14 protein-coding genes are annotated in these 17,941 nt (G+C 71.1%); 5 read left to right on the top strand and 9 right to left on the bottom strand.

Annotated elements, in window-relative coordinates:
- Positions 1 to 42 precede the first annotated feature (42 nt).
- The gene (locus tag WMF36_RS00425) at positions 43 to 354 is read right to left on the bottom strand and encodes a hypothetical protein (RefSeq protein WP_437577570.1); all 312 of its coding nucleotides are present in this window, start codon (positions 352 to 354) and stop codon (positions 43 to 45) included.
- Positions 355 to 1,006: 652 nt separating this feature from the next.
- On the opposite strand from WMF36_RS00425, the gene WMF36_RS00420 reads away from it, so the two are divergent.
- Positions 1,007 to 2,008, top strand: coding sequence for an N-acetylornithine carbamoyltransferase (locus tag WMF36_RS00420; RefSeq protein ID WP_437577569.1), 1,002 nt, complete (start codon positions 1,007 to 1,009; stop codon positions 2,006 to 2,008).
- A 5-nt stretch (positions 2,009 to 2,013) separates the two neighbouring features.
- Complete coding sequence (locus tag WMF36_RS00415) at positions 2,014 to 3,354, top strand: acetylglutamate kinase (RefSeq protein WP_437577568.1); 1,341 nt, start codon at positions 2,014 to 2,016, stop codon at positions 3,352 to 3,354.
- A gap of 240 nt (positions 3,355 to 3,594) precedes the next feature.
- Here the strand turns inward: WMF36_RS00415 and WMF36_RS00410 are convergent, their stop codons facing one another.
- Complete coding sequence (locus WMF36_RS00410) at positions 3,595 to 4,191, bottom strand: superoxide dismutase (protein ID WP_437577567.1); 597 nt, start codon at positions 4,189 to 4,191, stop codon at positions 3,595 to 3,597.
- Between the two features lie 362 nt (positions 4,192 to 4,553).
- On the opposite strand from WMF36_RS00410, the gene WMF36_RS00405 reads away from it, so the two are divergent.
- From WMF36_RS00405 to WMF36_RS00395, 3 genes are all read left to right on the top strand, one after another.
- Positions 4,554 to 6,380: an OmpA family protein gene (locus WMF36_RS00405; protein ID WP_437577566.1), complete on the top strand. Its 1,827-nt coding sequence runs from the start codon at positions 4,554 to 4,556 to the stop codon at positions 6,378 to 6,380.
- A gap of 14 nt (positions 6,381 to 6,394) precedes the next feature.
- Positions 6,395 to 10,675 (top strand): hypothetical protein, encoded by a 4,281-nt coding sequence (locus tag WMF36_RS00400; protein WP_437577565.1) that lies wholly within the window; start codon positions 6,395 to 6,397, stop codon positions 10,673 to 10,675.
- A 541-nt stretch (positions 10,676 to 11,216) separates the two neighbouring features.
- Positions 11,217 to 12,083: an Hsp33 family molecular chaperone HslO gene (locus WMF36_RS00395; RefSeq protein WP_437577564.1), complete on the top strand. Its 867-nt coding sequence runs from the start codon at positions 11,217 to 11,219 to the stop codon at positions 12,081 to 12,083.
- Positions 12,084 to 12,126: 43 nt separating this feature from the next.
- Here WMF36_RS00395 and WMF36_RS00390 read toward each other — a convergent pair whose 3' ends face one another.
- From WMF36_RS00390 to WMF36_RS00360, 7 genes are all read right to left on the bottom strand, one after another.
- On the bottom strand, positions 12,127 to 12,762 hold the full coding sequence (locus WMF36_RS00390; RefSeq protein WP_437485251.1) for a TetR/AcrR family transcriptional regulator: 636 nt from the start codon (positions 12,760 to 12,762) through the stop codon (positions 12,127 to 12,129).
- A gap of 87 nt (positions 12,763 to 12,849) precedes the next feature.
- Entirely contained in the window at positions 12,850 to 14,475 is a 1,626-nt protein-coding gene (locus WMF36_RS00385; protein WP_437577563.1) for an FAD-dependent monooxygenase, read from the bottom strand.
- A gap of 129 nt (positions 14,476 to 14,604) precedes the next feature.
- Complete coding sequence (locus tag WMF36_RS00380) at positions 14,605 to 14,868, bottom strand: hypothetical protein (protein WP_437577562.1); 264 nt, start codon at positions 14,866 to 14,868, stop codon at positions 14,605 to 14,607.
- Entirely contained in the window at positions 14,865 to 15,839 is a 975-nt protein-coding gene (locus tag WMF36_RS00375; protein WP_437577561.1) for a sugar ABC transporter permease, read from the bottom strand. The genes WMF36_RS00380 and WMF36_RS00375 overlap by 4 nt, the downstream gene beginning before the upstream one ends.
- Complete coding sequence (locus WMF36_RS00370; RefSeq protein WP_437582056.1) at positions 15,839 to 16,600, bottom strand: ATP-binding cassette domain-containing protein; 762 nt, start codon at positions 16,598 to 16,600, stop codon at positions 15,839 to 15,841. The genes WMF36_RS00375 and WMF36_RS00370 overlap by 1 nt, the downstream gene beginning before the upstream one ends.
- 32 nt (positions 16,601 to 16,632) lie before the next feature.
- Positions 16,633 to 16,902 carry a hypothetical protein gene (locus WMF36_RS00365; RefSeq protein WP_437577560.1) on the bottom strand — a complete coding sequence of 90 codons (270 nt, stop codon included), beginning with the start codon at positions 16,900 to 16,902 and terminating at the stop codon, positions 16,633 to 16,635.
- Positions 16,903 to 16,950: 48 nt separating this feature from the next.
- Positions 16,951 to 17,712: a substrate-binding domain-containing protein gene (locus tag WMF36_RS00360; RefSeq protein ID WP_437577559.1), complete on the bottom strand. Its 762-nt coding sequence runs from the start codon at positions 17,710 to 17,712 to the stop codon at positions 16,951 to 16,953.
- Positions 17,713 to 17,941: the final 229 nt, after the last annotated feature.

Raw genomic sequence — 17,941 nt, 5'->3', positions numbered from 1 at the left:
TGGCCCGGTGCCCGGTTCAAGACACCTCAACGCGCCATCGGCTCAGCCGCAGGCAGCGTGGTAGTCCGGCCCCTCTTCCCCGCGCAGGATCTCGGTCTGCACGACCGACGCGTCCCGCAGGTGCGCCACCGCGCCGAGCTCGCCGTCGCGGCGGTACGCCGAGAAGGCTTGTTCGTCCGGAAAGGTGACGAGGTGAATCTCCTTCAGGCTGAGCCCAGAACTGTCGGGCGCGGTCACCACGGTCCGCTCGATCGCGCCGCCGTACCGGGCCATCACGGCCGCGGCCTTCCTCTCGTACGCGCGGAACGCGTCGAGCGCCTCGCACCGCACCGTGAGGATCACGACCAGCGTCACCGGAACCCCCGCGCGCTCACGCCACGCCGCCGCAAGTGCACAAAAAAAGAGCGCCCATTCGACGGTGGGGGGGGGAAACCGTCACGGGCGCTCCGCCTCCACGTTTAGCAGGATGCGGACCAAGCGCTGCCCCGTGGATTTCCGCGCATTTTTCGTAGGGGACGTGTGTCCCTCCTTTCGATCCTGAAATCAGCCCGTGCAATCCTGACAGTGCCTCTGTTTCTTCCCGACCGTGCAGGTGCACGGCGGGGGGCCCCCACCGGAGGCGGCCACCTTCGATCGCGCCGTGGATGCGCAGGGCGCGCAGGTGGCCCAGCGGCGTCGTACCGATGCACGAGAGGTGGTATCGCGAGCGGCCTCCGGGCGTGGCGCCGTACCTGCCGCCGAGGCCCGACGTCGTCGGCTGAGCCCAGCCGCTCGGCGGCGGCGTGCACCGCGGCCTCTCGTGAACGAGGCCGTCGCGCATTGCGGGCCGAGGCCGCCGGAACGCCGGTCGCCGCTCCCGCCAGGGAGCGCGGCGGCCGCGCGGATCCGGCGCTCGACTCCGCCAGACGGCGCGCGCCGCGCCGGCCTGCGTGCATCGTTGACATCGCCGCCAGGATTGCTCCAATGCGAGCGCCCGCTCCGCGCTGCGCAGACGAGGAGGCTTTCGATGCGGCACTTCCTGACCACGATGGACTACACACGCGCCGAGATCGAGGGCCTCCTCGAGCGCGCGCAGCGCTTCAAGCGGAGGCCGATCGGCTCGCGCCTCAAGGATCGCACCATCGCGCTCGTGTTCTTCAACCCCTCGCTGCGGACGCGCACCTCCTTCGACGTCGGCATCCGGCAGCTCGGCGGCCACGCTGTGATCCTCGAGCCTGGGCGGGGCGCGTGGCCCATCGAGTTCGAGGACGGCGCCGTGATGGACGGCGAGCCGGAGGAGCACGTCCAGGAGGTCGCGCGCGTGCTCTCGCGCTACGCCGACCTCATCGGCGTGCGCGCGTTCCCCAAGTTCCAGCGCTGGGAGGAGGACCGCCAGGACAAGGTGCTCCAGGGGTTCGCCCGCCACGCGACCGTGCCGGTCGTGAACCTCGAGACCATCACCCACCCGTGCCAGGAGCTCGCGCTCGCGCTCGCCATGAAGGAGCGCCTCGGCCGCCTCGACGGCAAGAAGTTCGTCCTCACCTGGACGTACCACCCGCGCCCGCTCAACACCGCAGTCGCCAACTCGGCCGTTCTCATCGCCTCCAAGCTCGGCATGGACGTCACGCTCCTCTGCCCCACCGAGGAGTACCACCTCGACGAGCGCTACCTCGACGCCGCCAGGAAGAGCGCCGCCGAGAGCGGGGGGAAGCTCTCGATCACCTACGACATCGAGTCTGCCTACCGGGGCGCCCACGTCGTGTACGCGAAGAGCTGGGGCGCGATTCCCTACTTCGGGCGCTGGGAGCAGGAGAAGCCCATCCGCGACAGGCACAAGCACTTCATCGTCGACGAGCAGAAGATGGCGCTCACCGCGGGGGGGCTCTTCTCCCACTGCCTGCCGGCCCGGCGCAACGTCAAGGTCACGGACGCGGTGATCGACTCGCCCGCATCCATGGTCATCGACGAGGCCGAGAATCGGCTGCATGTGCAGAAGGCCGTGATGGACGTGCTGGCCAACGGGTGGTGACCACGATGGGCTCGACACAAGACGTCATCGTCCGCCTCCTCAGGAACCTCGGCAGCCGCAAGGAGGTCGAGCAGTACCTGAAGCAGTACGCGGCCGTCGATCAGCAGAAGTTCGCCGTCATCAAGGTCGGCGGCGCCATCCTCGACGAGGACATCGAGGCGCTCGCGACCTCGCTCGTGTTCCTGAACCAGGTCGGGCTGTATCCCATCGTGATCCACGGCGCCGGGCCGCAGCTCGATCGGGCGCTCGCCGAGGCGGGCATCCCGACCGAGCGCGTCGACGGGCTGCGCGTCACGACGCCCCGCGTCCTGGAGATCGCTCGCCGCGTCTTCCTCCGCGAGAACCTGCGGCTCGTCGAGGCGCTCGAGGAGATGGGCACGCGCACGCGGCCGATCACCGCCGGCGTCTTCGAGGCGTCGCTGATGGACGAGGGGCGCCTCGGGCTGGTGGGCAGGGTGGAGCGCGTCCACGTCGACGCGGTGAGGTCCAGCCTCCGCGCGGGGCACCTGCCCATCCTCGCCTGCCTCGGCGAGACGTCGGGCGGGCAGATCGTCAACATCAACGCCGACGTGGCCGCGCGCGAGCTCGCGCTCGCGACGCAGCCGTTCAAGATGATCTTCCTCACGAGCACGGGCGGCCTCCTCGACGAGCATGGGCGCATCATCTCGGCCATCAACCTCGAGGAGGACTACGCGGGCCTCGTCACCCAGCCCTGGCTCACCGGGGGCATGCGGCTCAAGCTGCAGGAGATCAAGCTCCTGCTCGACGGGCTGCCGGCGACCTCCTCGGTGTCGATCACGTCGCCGGATCACCTGGCGAAGGAGCTCTTCACGCACACGGGGTCCGGCACGCTGGTCCGCCGCGGCGAGCGGATCTTGCGGCACGACACGCTGGACGGCATCGATCGCAACCGGCTGCGCGATCTGCTCGAGGCGTGCTTCGAGCGGAAGCTCGACGAGCACTACTTCGACAAGAAGCCGTTCTACCGCATCTACCTGTCCGACTCGTACCGGGCGACGGCGATCCTCACGCTCGACGCGGGCGAGAGGGCGCCCCTGACGCCGTACCTCGACAAGTTCGCGGTGACCACGGAGGCGCAGGGCGTGGGGATCGGCGGCTCGCTCTGGACGCGGATGAAGAACGAGAACCCGAAGCTGTTCTGGCGCGCCCGGAACGGCAACGAGATCAACCCCTGGTATTTTCAGCAGGCCGAGGGCAGCTACCGCAACGAGAGCTGGACGGTGTTCTGGTACGGCCTGACCAACTTCGACGACATCCGTGCCTGCATCGATCACGCCCTGTCGTTGCCGACGACCCTACGCCAGCACGGCACAGCCGAGCTCTGACCGCGAACGCCAGGCCCGACACCCCACGCCCCAGAAGGCGCTCGTACCAAGCTGCGACGAACGCCAGGCCCGACACCCCACACATCACGCCCCAGCAAGCGCTCATATCAGGCTGCGACGAACGTCAGGCCCGAAGCGGCATCACGCCCCGGTCAGCGCGTGTGGATCGCGGGGTGGTGGGGCGGCGGGGGCGCGTGCCCCCGCCGTGGGACAAACGCCCCCGCCGTGGGACGAGACGAACTATTGACCGACCTGCTGGAGGCGCGCGTTGATCACGTCCCAGTTCAGGCCCGAGAGCACGTTGGCCACGTAGTCCGCCTTCTTGGTCTGGTAGTCCGCGAAGTAGGCGTGCTCCCAGGCGTCGACGGCGACCATGACATGCGTGTTCGCGAACAGACCGACATCGTGCTCGGTCCGGATGAGGTTGTTGAAGAGCTTCTTCTCCTGGTAGTCGTACACGAGCACCGTCCAGCCGTGCGCGCTCAGGAGGGCCGCCTTCGCGTCGGCCAGCCAGCTGTCGAAGCTGCCGAACGAGGCCTCGATGAGCTGCTTCGTCCGGGCGCTCGGCTGCGTCGAGCCGTTGCCGATGTTCTCGAAATACAGCTCGTGCAGCACCGTGCCGTTGAACGCGACAGGCTCGCGGCGCTTGAGCTCGCTGTACGCGTTGTACGAGTAGTTCGGCGCGCTGCGATCCGCCTTGCCGAGCTGCTCCCAGATCTCGTTCAGCTTCTTCACGTAGCCCTGGTACAGCGTGAAATGCGCCTTGAGCTGCAGATCACTCAAGCCCTTGGCGTTGCCGCCGAGGAGATTGTCGAAGTTCTTGGGTTCGCGGGCCATGGTGCCTCCTAAACGAGTGCCGCGAGCAACGCCAACGCGTGCCGCGGGGTCAGATGGCCGCTCTACCGCCGCTACCCTCCGGTAGCAACCCTGCCGTGCGCGGTGACACAGCACGGCCGCACGACGCCAGCGGACCTGACCTCCATGCGGGAAACGCCGTACGCCAGCTCAAGGCGCACCGTGAATGGGCGACGTGGCCGCCGCGACCGGGCCCGCGCCGCAACGCACACAGCGCCTCCCTCGCGCCGGCTCGATCGCCCGCCGCGCGCGTGAAAACCTGGTGAAACGTTGAACGCCGCAGGCGTTTCGGTCGATACTCCTCGGGCTTGCTGTTCCTTCGCGCTAGGGAGGCGACCTCGTTCATGCCGGCTCGTACACAGGGGACCCATCCGACGGCCGCGCTCGCGGCGGCGCTGTGCCTGCTCGGCGCAGCGGCTCAGGCCGAAGCGCAGGAACCCGCGAGACCCGAAGGGTTCGCGCTCGACAGGTTCCAGCCCGCGCCGGCCGGCGACAGGATGTTCGGTGTCCAGTCCGCCTACACAGCAGGAGACGCATCGCCCCACATCATGATCCTCGGCGACTACGCCCAGGATCCGCTCGTGTTGCGGCGGCTCGACGGGAACGAGGGGCTCGGCGACGGCAAGGTCGTCGGCAGCCAGCTCCTGCTCCACCTGAGCGCCTCGCTCTCCCTCTGGAAGCACCTCACGGTGAACGTCGATCTGCCGCTCGCGCTCCAGTCCGGCGACGGCGGGGCCGCCTCGGGGGCCGTGCTCCCGCCGCCGACCAGCAGCGCGCTCGGGGATCTCCGGCTCGGCGCGCGCGCGACCCTCTACGGCGACTACTTCGATCCGTTCCAGATCGCCCTCGCCGGCTACGTGTGGCTGCCGACCGGCGACCCCGAGGCGTACTCCGGCGACGGCAACGTGCGCGGCGGTCCGCAGCTCGTCCTCGGCGGCCACCTGGATCGCGCGGTGTGGTCGCTCGCCGCCGGGCCCGAGTTCCGGTCGAACCGGCAGTTCGCCAACGTCGAGCAGGGGACGACGGTGCACTGGGGCGCCGGCGTCGGGCTGCTGCTCGACGACGAGCGGCGGCTGCAGATCGGGCCCGAGATCACCGGCGCGATCACCGTCTCCGATGTCCAGCAGCGCACGACCAACCTCGAAGCCCTGCTCGGCGGGCGCTACCGCTTCGCCAGCGACTTCGAGGCCGGGCTCGCCGTGGGCCCCGGCCTCACCGCCGGCGTCGGCACGCCCTCGTTCCGCGCGGTGGCCATGGTCGCCTACTCGCCCGAGGTGAAGCCGCCCGTGAAGGACCGGGACGGCGACGGCATCCTCGATGACGCCGACGCCTGCCCGGACGTCGCGGGCGTCGGGAGCGCGGATCGCGCGAAGAACGGCTGCCCGCCGCCCAAGGACGCGGACCGCGACGGCATCCTCGACGCGGACGACGCCTGCCCCGCCGTGGCCGGCATCGCCTCCCCCGACCCGAAGAAGAACGGCTGCCCGCCGCCCGGGGACCTCGACAAGGACGGCATCACCGACGACGTCGACGCGTGCCCGGAGCAGGCCGGCCCGACCAGCGACGACCCGAAGAAGCACGGCTGCCCGCCGCCGCCCGATCGCGACAGCGACACGATCCCCGATCCGTCGGACGCGTGCCCGGAGCTGCCCGGCATCGCCACGACCGACCCCGCCACGAACGGCTGCCCGGGCGACACCGACGGCGACGGCATCCGCGACGACCAGGACGGCTGCCCGAACGAGAAGGGCAAGCCGAACGAGGACCCGAAGCAGCACGGGTGCCCGACGGCGGTCCGGGTGACCGAGACCGAGATCGTCATCCTGCAGCAGGTGCAGTTCGACATCGGCAAGGCGACCATCCGGCCGGTCAGCAACGAGCTGCTCGAGGAGGTCGCCGGCGTGCTCAAGGACCACCCGGAGATCGTCAAGATCGAGGTCCAGGGGCACACGGACGACCGCGGAACGCGCCAGTTCAACACGAGGCTGAGCCAGGCCCGCGCGGAGTCGGTGCTGAAGGCGCTCGTCGCGCACGGCATCGCGGTCGAGCGCATGCAGGCGAAGGGCTACGGCCCCGACGTCCCGATCGCGGAGAACAAGACCGAGGCGGGGCGCCAGAAGAACCGGCGCGTCCAGTTCAACATCATCGAGAAGGCAAAGAAGCAGCCATAGGGCTGGAGGCGTCGATGGCAAAGCGATTGGCAATCACGGGGCTGACCGGCGCCGCGCTCCTCGGGGCGCTCTCGGGGACCTCGCACGCGGCCCAGGTGAACCGGGTCCAGGTGGCGCAACGGGGCGATTTCGTCCTCATCGGCAACACGCTCGCGCACGACTGCGCGCCTGCCACGCCCGCGCCGTTGGTGGGCACGGTCGGGGCGTGCGGCGACGGCGCGACGCTCGGGGACTCGGCGCCCGACATCTACTGGCGGTCCGACAGCCCGCTCGCGGGGCAGGCCGAGGCGAACAACACGATAGCGCCCTCGGCGGCCCGCAGCACCGCGGTCCTCAACCTCCCCCCGGGCTCGCGGGTGACCCACGCGTACCTCTACTGGGCGGCGAGCCGCGAGACGGGCACGGCCGATCTCAGCGTGACCCTGGATCGGCCTGGCACCACCTTCACCAGCAACGTGACCGGCGCGCTTTCGGGACAGGCGAGCTCGGATCTCACCCACGCCCAGGTGGTCGCCGACGTGACCTCCATCGTGCAGGCGCGCGGCGCCGGGGCCTATCGCCTGAGCGGCATCAGCAACGCGGCCCGCCTCGACGGTGACAACCAGAACCAGGCCTTCACGTTCGCCGGCTGGTGGATGGTCGTGCTCTACGAGCTGACGACCGCGCCCGCGCGCTACCTCGCCGTCTTCGACGGGCTGGAGGCGGTGACCAGCGACGCGACGGCGCCCTGGCCGATCTCGGGGTTCGTCGTCCCCTCGGGCGCGGGCGAGGCGAAGCTCGGCGTCATCGGCTACGACGGCGACAGCTCGTCCGGCGACGCGATCCAGTGGAACGGGACCGCGCTGTTCGACCTGCAGAACCCGGCGAACAACTTCTTCAACAGCTCCCGCTCGTTCCTCGGCGCGCCGTCGTCGTCGGCGGGCGATCTGCCGCGGCTCACCGGCGCGCCGCTGAGCATGAGCAGCATCGACATCGACGTGGTCCGGGTCCCGTCCAACCTGCTCAGGACCGGCGACACGTCGGCGCAGATCAAGGCGATCGGCTCCACCTCCGACGGCTACCTGCTCGGCGGCTTCATCGCGTCGGTGCCGACCCGCCTGCCGGATCTCGCCACGTCGACGAAGCGGGTCCTGGACCTCAACGGCGGCGGCGTCACGCCGGGCGACACGCTCGAATACACCTTCATCGTCGCCAACACCGGGGACGACGACGCCGCGGCGGTCGTGCTGAACGACCCGCTGCCCCCCGGGGTCACCTACGTCCCGGGCTCGCTCGAGATCACCGCGGGCCCGAACATGGGCGGCGTGACCGACGACGCTGGCGACGACGGGGGCGAGTACATCGACGGCACGAGGACGGTCCGCATCCGTCTCGGCGACGGCGCCGACGCGGCCCAGGGTGGGTCGCTCGGCGTCGACGAGACCACGACGGTGCGGTTCCGCGTCACCATCGACCCGGGCACGGACGGCGAGATCGCGAACCAGGCGACCGTCGCCGCGCGGAGCCCGGAGGGAGGGGCCGCCCAGGAGTACCCGACGGACGGCAACGACGCGGAGCCGGGCGCGCCGCCCACGAGGATCCTCGTCGACAGCGACGGCGACGGGCTGAGCGACGGCGAGGAGAACCGCGCCGGCACGGACCCGCGCGACGCCGACACCGACGACGACGGCATCAAGGATAGCGCCGAGGAGCTCTGGGATCTCGATACCGACGGCGACGGGCTCATCAACGCGCGGGACGTCGACAGCGACAACGACGGCCTCTTCGACGCGACGGAGCGCGGGCTGACGGACTGCGACGGCCCGGGGACGGAGACGGACCCGCTGGCGGGGCACTGCGTGCCCGACGGCGACGCCGGGGCGACGACGACCGACCCGCTGGACGAGGACACCGACAACGGCGGCGAGCTCGACGGCTCGGAGGACGCGAATCTGAACGGCGTGCTCGACGAGGACGAGGCGGATCCGACGGCCGGGCACGGCGCCGACGACCGCCAGATCGTCGACACGGACGGCGATGGGCTCGCCGACAACCTCGAGGGGTACCTCGGCACGGATCCGACCGACGCCGACTCCGACGACGACGGCGTACCCGACGGGCTCGAGCCGAACCCGACCGACGATCACGACGGCGATGGGCTCATCAACGCGCTCGACGTCGACAGCGACAACGACGGCCTCTTCGACGGCACGGAGATGGGCCTCGGCTGCGACGGTCCGGGCACCGACGCGGCGGCGGGCAACTGCATCCCCGACGGCGACGCCGGCGCCACCAGGACGTCGCCGCTCGAGGCCGACACCGATCGCGGCGGGGTGACCGACGGCTCCGAGGACGCCAACCTGAACGGCGCGGTCGACGCGGGCGAGACCGAGCCCCGGGCCGGCCAGGGAGGCGACGATCGGCTGAGCACCGACAGCGACGAGGACGGGATGAGCGACGACCTCGAGGTCGCGCTCGGCACGGATCCGAACGACGCCGACACCGACGACGACGGCGTGCCCGACGGGCTCGAGCCGAACCCGGTGGACGACACGGACGGCGACGGGCTCATCAACGCGCTCGACGTCGACAGCGACAACGACGGCCTCTTCGACGGAACCGAGCTCGGCCTCGACTGCGACGGCCCCGGCATCGACGCGCCGTCGCGGCGCTGCACCCCGGACGCGGACGCCGGCGCCACGAAGACGTCGCCGCTCGATGCGGACACGGACAACGGCGGCGTGAGCGATGGCTCGGAGGACGCCAACCTGAACGGGGTCGTGGACAACGACGAGAGCGACCCGACCCGCGGGCACGGCGACGACGACAGCAACAACGAGGACGGCGACGAAGACGGGCTGAGCGACGATCTCGAGGAGACGCTGCGCACGGATCCGAACGACGCCGACACCGACGACGACGGCGTGCCGGACGGGCAGGAGCCGAACCCGTCGGACGATACGGACGGCGACCGGCTCATCAACGCGCGCGACGTGGACAGCGACGACGACGGCCTCTACGACGGCACGGAGATGGGCCTCCGCTGCGACGGCCCCGGCACCGACGCCGACGCTGGGCACTGCGCGGAGGACGCCGACGGCGGGGCCACGACGACGTCGGCGGTGCGCCGTGACAGCGACCAGGGCGGCGCGACCGACGGCTCCGAGGACGCCAACCTGAACGGCGCGATCGAGGCCGACGAGACCGACCCGACCGCCAGCCACGGCGACGACGACGGCCAGAACGTCGACAGCGACGGCGATGGGGTGGGCGACGACCTCGAGACGTTCCTCGGGTCGGATCCGGGAGATCGCGACACCGACGACGACGGCCTGCTCGACGGCGAGGAGCCGAACCCCAGCGACGACACGGACGGTGATGGGCAGCCGGACATCCTGGACGCGGACAGCGACGGGGATGGGCTCTTCGACGGCACCGAGGCGGGGAAGGGCTGCGAGGACGCGGACACCGCCGGCGACGCCGGGACCTGCACGCCGGACGCCGACGGCGGGGCCTCGACGACGAGCGTGGTGGACCCCGACACCGACCGCGGCGGCCAGAGCGACGGCGACGAGGACCTGAACCACAACGGCACGATCGACGAGGACAGCAACGAGACCGACCCGAACGACCCCGGGGACGACCGCGGCGATCGCGACGACGACGGCCTCTCGAACAGCGAGGAGACGACGCTCGGCACCGATCCGGACGACGCCGACAGCGACGACGACGGGGTGATCGACGGCGAGGAGATCGAGCCCGGCGCCGACACAGACGAGGACGGGAAGATCAACGCGCTCGATCCCGACAGCGACGGGGACGGGCTCTTCGATGGGACCGAGCTGGGCAAGGACTGCTCGCACGAGGACACGGACGCTGACGCGGAGACCTGCGTGCCCGACGGCGACGGCGGGGACACGACGACGGATCCGACGAAGGCCGATACCGACGGCGGCGGCGCCGCCGACGGCGACGAGGACGAGGACCACGACGGCGCGATCGACGCGGGCGAGCGCGATCCGAACAACCCTGCGGACGACCAGCCCACGGCGTGCGAGCAGGACAGCGATTGCGGCGCCGGCATGGTGTGCGACGGGGCGACGACGAAGGAGTGCGTCCCGGGTTGCCGCAACCCGGACAACAGCATCGGTCCGTGCAGCACCACGGCGCCGCCCGGCGACGGCGTCGTGGTGCAAGGCGGTGGCTGCGCCTGCACGGCAGGCGCGGACGGCCACGGCAGCCCCTCGGTGCCCTGGGCCCTGCTCGCGGCCGGCGCCTGCGCCGCCGCGCTGCACCGGCGCCGCCGACACGGCTGAGCCCCTCCCCAACGGCGCCCCCGCCCGGAGCAGGCCGGGGGCGCCGGTTCAACAAATATTTGAAATAATTAAATTTTCGTATGTCAGGCGCCTCCGCCTGCGAGGCGAGGCGGACCCGACCAGGTTGCTGCCGGAACCGAGGCGGCGGACCCGACCCCAGGTTGCGGCGGACCCGACCCAGGTTGCGGCGGACCCGACCCAGGTTGCGGCGGACCCGACCCAGGTTGCGGCGGCGGACCCGACCCAGGTTGCGGCGGACCCGGCGGACCCGACCCAGGTTGCGGCGGACCCGACCCAGGTTGCGGCGGACCCGACCCAGGTTGCGGCGGACCCGACCCAGGTTGCGGCGGACCCGACCCAGGTTGCGGCGGACCCGACCCAGGTTGAGGTTGCCGCCGCAGGTTGCGGCGGACCCGACCCAGGTTGAGGTTGCCGCCGGGGCCGACGGGTCCGACACGCCGCAACCGCCCGGGTCGGATGCGCCGCGGGTTGCCATCCGCCGTCCGTGGCCTAACGATATTTCCTCACGGGAGAGTGCATCTTGCTCCGACCTTCTGATTCCGTCGTCCGCGCCATCACGATGGATGGCGCCTTTCGCGTCATCACGGCGCTGACCACCGAGACCGTGCGAGGGGCCATCGCGGTGCAAACGGCCACCGGCGCGACCGCGCAGCGGCTGGGAGAGCTGATCACCGGCGCCATCCTCGTGCGCGAGGCGATGGCGCCGAACCTGCGCGTGCAGGCGATCCTCAAGGGCGCGGCCGGCCACGGATCCCTGGTCGCGGACTCGCACCCGGACGGCACGAGCCGCGGCCTCGTCAACCTGGGCAAGGGCGCCGCGAAGAAGAGCGCGGTGGAGATCGGCGCGGGGTCGCTGCTGCAGGTGATGCGCACGCTGCCGAACGGCATGCTCCACCAAGGGGTCGTCGAGGTCCCGGCCGAGGGCGGCATCTCCGGCGGCCTGATGACGTACATGCAGGAGTCGGAGCAGGTCGTCTCGATGATCGCGGTGGCGACGCTGATCGGCGAGGACGGCGTCGGCACCTCGGGCGGGTACCTCGTGCAGCTGCTCCCGGAGGTCGAGCGCGGTCCGCTCATGGTGATGACCGAGCGGCTCAAGGACTTCGAGCGCCTCGACGACGTGCTCGCGCAGGAGGGCGCCTCGGCGGACGTGCTGCTCGAGGAGCTGCTCCACGGCATGCCGTTCTCGCGGCTCGACGACTCGCCGCTCAGCTTCAGCTGTCGCTGCAGCGAGCTCCGGGTCATGACCACGCTGGCGAGCCTGCCGCGGAGCGACATCGAGGAGATGGTCGAGGACGGGAAGGTCCTCGACATCCGCTGCGACTACTGCGGCAAGGACTACCAGGTGTCGCCGTCGCAGCTCCGCTCGCTGCTGATGACGAGCTGATCGCCGCCCGCGGCGCGGCGCGCCGGCACCGCGCCGCGCGGGGTCACGCCGGCTGGCCGGGCGAGAGGCCGCGGATCACGAAGGCGATGACCCGCTCGATCTCGGCCTCGTCGTCCCACGCCGCGTCGGGAGCGATGAACACGCGGTGGAGGATGTACCCCGCGAACGTCGAGGCGACGCAGCGGAGGACGAGGGCGGGCGGCCAGCCGACGACCTGCCCTTCGCGCTGGAAGCGCTCGATCAAGGCGATCCCCCTCGCGAGGAACGGCGCGAACACCCGGCCGGCGATGCCGATCCGCAGATCGGCGTCGAAGGGCAGCTCCTGCGCCAGGATGCGCACGAGCTGCGGGTGCGCGCGCACGAACGCGGCGCGCTCGGCGAGGAGCGCCCGCAGGAACGCCTCGAAGGTCGGGTACGTCGCGTTGAAGAGCGGGTCCATGGAGCGCGCCATCGCGGGCCCCACGAGCTGCTCGATGGCGGGCCCGAGCACCCCCAGGAGGAGATCCCTCTTGGTCGGGAAGTACTTGAAGATCGTCGCCTCCGCGACCCCTGCGCGCCGGGCGATGTCCCGGGTCGCGGTCCCGTGGAAGCCGTGCTCTGCGAAGGCGGTCACCGCGGCCTCGACGATCTTCTTCTGCGCCTCGGTCAACGTGTCGCTCGAGCGCGGTCGTCGGCTCATCGGCGTTCCTTCTGCTCACCTTCTGGTTCCGCGCGCCAGCGATCCCGGCGGATTTCGGCCGCCGCCGCGCCGCGATCGGCAAGGGCGCTAGGCGGATCCGGCCCTGCGCGTGAAGAGCCGGTCGAGGGCCCGCCGGAGCTCCCCCTCGTCGAGCGGATCGCTGCGCACGCCGATATAGCCGTCCGGCCGGACGAGGACGGCGGCCGAGGACGCGACGCCGTACGCCGCGTGGGCGTGCCTGTCCGGATCGGCGTACCCTCCGGCCTCGGGCGCGCCGATGACCAGGACCTCGAGGTCGGGCCCGCCGAGCTGCGCGGCGAGCTTCCGGGCGTGCTCGCGGGCCCCGCCGTCCGCCTGCGGGCCGGTGAAGAGCAGCAGCGTGGATCCGGCGCCGCGCATCAGGTCGATGAGGTGGACCTGCTCGCCCGCCGCGCCGCGAACCACGGCGTCCGGCGCGCGATCCCCGGCGCGCGGCCCGTGCTCCGGTGGGCTTCCGATCTGCACCGACAGCGGGCTCTTCCGGTAGCGGATCTGGAGCTGCGAGAGGAATCCCAGGATCCGGCGCTGCACGGCGGAGATGCCGAAAGCGCGGGCCATGAGGCGCGGCGCGACCGCGCGCAGCGTCCGGCCCACCGGACCGTGCCCGGCCAGGAGGCCGAAGAGGCGGTCGGTGAAGTCGACAAGCCGGCGTGCCACGGGAAGCCGCTCCATCTCGTAGGTGTCCAGCAGCCACGCCGGCATCCGGCCCTGCTCGACGGCCGCGAGCTTCCACGCCAGGTTGTAGGCGTCCTGGATTCCTGTGTTCATGCCCTGCCCGCCGGCCGGGCTGTGGATATGCGCCGCGTCTCCGGCGAGGAACACCCGTCCTTTGCGCAGCCGCGTGGCCACGCGGTGGTGCAGCCGGTAGCGCGAGAGGACGATCGCCCTCTGGACCTCGAACGGGACCGGGATCATCTCGCGCATCGCGGCCTCGAACTCCTCGCGCGAGACCGGCGCGCCGTGCTCCGGCGGCGCTTCGGGCCGGATGAGGATGACCCGGAAGCGATGGCTGCCGGGCACTGGAAAGGCTGCGAGGACGCCCCGGCGCGAGGGGCTGAGGTAGATGTCGCCGTCCGGCAGCGGCCAGTCGACGACGAGGTCGCCGAGCATGCAGTGATCGTCGTAGGTGTCCCCCTCGAAGGCGATGTCGGCGCCCTTGCGGACAGCGCTGCGCGCGCCGTCGCAGCCGAGGAGCCACCCGGCGCGCACCTCCTCGAGGCTCCCGTCGGCCCGGCGGAGCGTGCACGAGACACCGTCGCTGTCCTGCGCGTAGGCGGCGAGCTCGACGCCGCGCTCGAGCGCCACGCCCAGCCCGGCGAGCCGGGAGGCCAGGACGCGCTCGGTGTCGAGCTGCTGGATGACGAAGATGCCCGGGATCGGCGTGGACAGCTCCGGGAAGTCGAAGATCGGCAGCCGGGCGCGCTGTCCGTTCGCGAGGAGGACGTTGAACCCTCCCACGCGCACGGCGCGCTCCAGGGCAGCATCGACGATCCCCATCCTGCGGAAGATCTCCATCGTCCGCGCCTGCACGGCGAGCGCCCGCGAGTGATCCGCGGGCGGCTCCAGCGCCCTGTCCACGATCCGCACCGTGAGCCCTCGCCGGGCGAGCTCCCCGGCCATCGTCAACCCGGTCGGCCCTCCCCCGACCACCAGCGCATCGAGTGCTCTCGCCATGACCCGCCTCCTATTTATGGTGAGTGAGTACTCACTCACCATAAATAGGAGCGACCGGGTTGGCAAGAGGGGGCGGGATCGCGGGGGGCGCCGCAGGACGCGCCCGCGGTCTGTCCGGCCGGCAGGCCCTCAGGAGCGGCCCGCCGGTTGCCGGCCGGACCGCGCGAGCGCGTCGATCGTCACCGCGGTGAGCAGCGCCGCGCCCGTCACCATGAACTTCACCGAGGAGGGGAGCGCGAGCAGATCCATCCCGTTCGAGATGGACCCGATCAGCAGCGCGCCGGTCAGCGCCGACCAGACGGTGCCTCGGCCCCCGAACAGGCTCGTCCCCCCGAGCACGGCGGCGGCGATCGCGTTGAGGAGCACGTCCCCGCCGCCGGACGACTGGTTCACGGCGAGCAGGCGCGAGGTCGCCAGGATCCCCCCGAGGCCGCGAGCGCCCCGCACAGCGTGAACACGGCCACGCGGATCGCGTCCACGCGGATGCCCGCCCGCCGCGCGGCCTCCGCGTTCCCGCCCACCGCGAAGACGTGCCGCCCGAACCGGGTCCGCCGGAGCAGCAGGTCGAAGCCGATCACGAAGCCGAGCAGCAGGAGGAGCGCGAGCGGCACCCCTCGGTCGGCGTTGAGCAGGCCCACGACCGCCGGGACCAGGACGACCACCCCCGCGAGCCGCGCGGCCATGGCGCCCCTGGAGGGGGGCGGGAGGCCGGCCCGGGCCCGCCGCCGCCAGGTCACCGCCTGGCCGGCGATCGCCATGCCGACGCAGAGCGCGCCGAGCCCCCACCCGAGCCCGGGCGAGAGGAACGTCCCGGCGAGCCCCGAGATGAGCGGATCGTAGACGTTCACGGTGCCCGTCGTGCCCAGCACCCACAGGAGCGCTCCCTGCCAGGCGAGGAGCCCCGCGAGCGTGACGACGAACGACGGGACCCGGAACCGGGTGAACCAGAACCCCTGCGCGAGCCCGATCAACGCGCCGGTCGCCACCCCGGCGAGCAGCGACAGCGCCGGGCTCACCTCGTGCTGCACGTTCAGGATGGCCATCACCGCGGCGCTCATCCCGCTCACCGCGCCGACCGACCGGTCGATCTCGCCGAGCAGCAGGACCAGCACGATCCCCACCGAGATCGTCCCCATCGCGGCGATCTGGAGCACCAGGTTCGTGAGGTTGCGCGCGGAGAGGAAGTTCTCATTCTGGGAGGCGAAAATGCCCCAGATGAGGACGAGCCCGAGGAGGACCGGCAACGAGCTCGCATCCCCCTGGCGCAGGCGCCGGGCGAGCGCGGAGAGGCCTGCCGCGCCTGCCGTGCCTGCCGTCGACGACGCGGAGGCCGCGATCTCGCCCGTCGGTCCCGAGCCTCCCATCACCCTGCCCTCCTTGGCTCCGCCACGTCGGCGCCCGTGATCCTGCCGACGACCTGCTCGCGCGACGCCGCGCTCGTGTCGAACGTGCCCGCGAGCTGGCCGAGCCGGAGCACGACGATGCGGTCCGAGACCTGGAAGACGTCGGCGAGATTGTGGCTGATGACGAGGACGCCCAGGCCCTGCTGCTTGAGCCGCGTGATGAGCTCGAGGACCTGCTTCGTCTGGGCGACGCCGAGGGCGGCGGTGGGCTCGTCCAGCATGACGAGCTTCGCCTCCCCCATCACCGCGCGGGCCACGGCCACGGACTGCCGCTGTCCGCCCGAGAGCGCGGCGATCGGCGTGCGGACGGCGGGGAGGTTCACGTTGAGCGTCCTCAGCACCTCCAGGGCGCGCCGCTCCATGTGCTCCTCATTCATGACCCGCGAGACGGGGTCGATCTCCTCCCTTCCCAGGAAGAGGTTCGCGACCACATCGAGGTTGTCGCACAGGGCGAGGTCCTGATACACGGTCGCGATCCCGAGCCTCGATGCGTCCTTGGGTCCCCGGAGCGTGACCGGCTGTCCGGCGAACCGCATCTCGCCGCTGTCGGGCGGGAAGATGCCGGCGATGGTCTTGATCAGGGTCGACTTGCCGGCCCCGTTGTCCCCCACGAGCGCGACGACCTCGCCCGGGAAGACCTCGAGATCGACCCCGGAGAGGGCCTGCACTGCGCCGAATCGCTTCTTGATCCCGCGCAGCTCGAGGATCGGAGCTCGCTGCATCGCGCTCATGGGCGTCGAGGGGAGCTCCGGACCTAGAGAATGCCCGCCGCCTTGCAGGCCTCGGCGTACTGGGCCGTGCAGATCTGCTCCGTGGTCCAGAAGGCGTCCGCGATGACCGTGTCCATCAGGTTCTCCTTGGTGACCGCGAGGGGGACCAGGAGCACCGAGGGGACGTCCTTCTTCCCGTTGTTGACCGTCTTGCCGCCGGTGATGTCGGTGGGCACGGGCTTGCCCGTGGCGAGGTGATACGCGATCACCGCCGCGGCCTCCGCCTGCGGCTTGATGGCCTTGTGCACCGTCATGTACTGCTCGCCGAGGAGGATCCGCTGGACGGCGGCGAGCTCGGCGTCCTAACCTGTCACGGGCGGAAGGGGCTTGATGCCGGCCGCCTTCATCGCGGCGATCGCCCCGCCGGCGGTCCCGTCGTTGGCCGCGTACACGCCGTCCACCTGGTTATTCAGCTCGGTGAGGGCCTGGGTCATCTCGTCCTGCGCCTTGTCGGGGCTCCAGTCCGGCGTGTCGTACTCCTTGACCACCTGGACCTTGCCGTCGAGCGCGCTGTGCGCCCCCTTCTTGAAGAGCATCCCGTTGTTGTCGGTCGCCGCGCCGTTGATCATCACCACGCGGGCCGTCGGCTTGTTGTTGAGCGCCGTCATCAGCGACTCGCCCTGGAGCCTGCCCACAGACTCGTTGTCGAACGACACGTAGTAATCGATGGCGTCCGTGCCCGGGACGAGGCGATCGTAGGCGATGACAGGCACCTTCTGGGCCTTGGCCTTGGTCGCGATGACGGCCGCGGAGGCGCTGTCGACGGCGTCGAGGACGAGCACGCTCGCGCCGTTGGTCAGCGCCGCTTCGGCCTGGGCCTGCTGCTGCGAGGCGTCCTGGTTCGCGTTGCTCGCGAGGATCTGGCAGTCCGGACAGAGGGCCTTCACCTTGGCCTCGAAGAAGGGGCGGTCCTTCGACTCGTAGCGCGCCGTCTTCGACTCTGGCAGGAGGAGGGCAATCTTGACTCTACCCACCTTGGCGGCCTTCTCGCCCGCCGCTGCGCCCTTGTCCCCCGCGGCGGCGCCCTTGTCCCCTCGGCCGACCCCCCTTGTTTCTGAGAGCACGCGCTCGCGACGAGCGCACTCAGGGCCCACGCTGCCAGTCGACCGCTGATCGCCTTGGTCTTCATGAAATTTTCCCCTGAACCTGAACTACGGCAGAGCGCACCTGTACCCTCGCTGGAGCGTGCCGTCCATGGCTGCCTACCCGGGGAGGGAGTGTGATGGTCGAGGCCGGCCCGGGTCTCGGCGGCGCGCCGAGGGGGAAATTTCCCAAGAGCTGCGCTACCGTGCG

Source organism: Sorangium sp. So ce887 (assembly GCF_051521455.1).
Taxonomy (GTDB): Bacteria; Myxococcota_A; Polyangia; order Polyangiales; family Polyangiaceae; genus Sorangium.
Note: the sequence above shows the minus strand (reverse complement) of the source record. Positions and strands in the feature narration are given on the sequence as shown.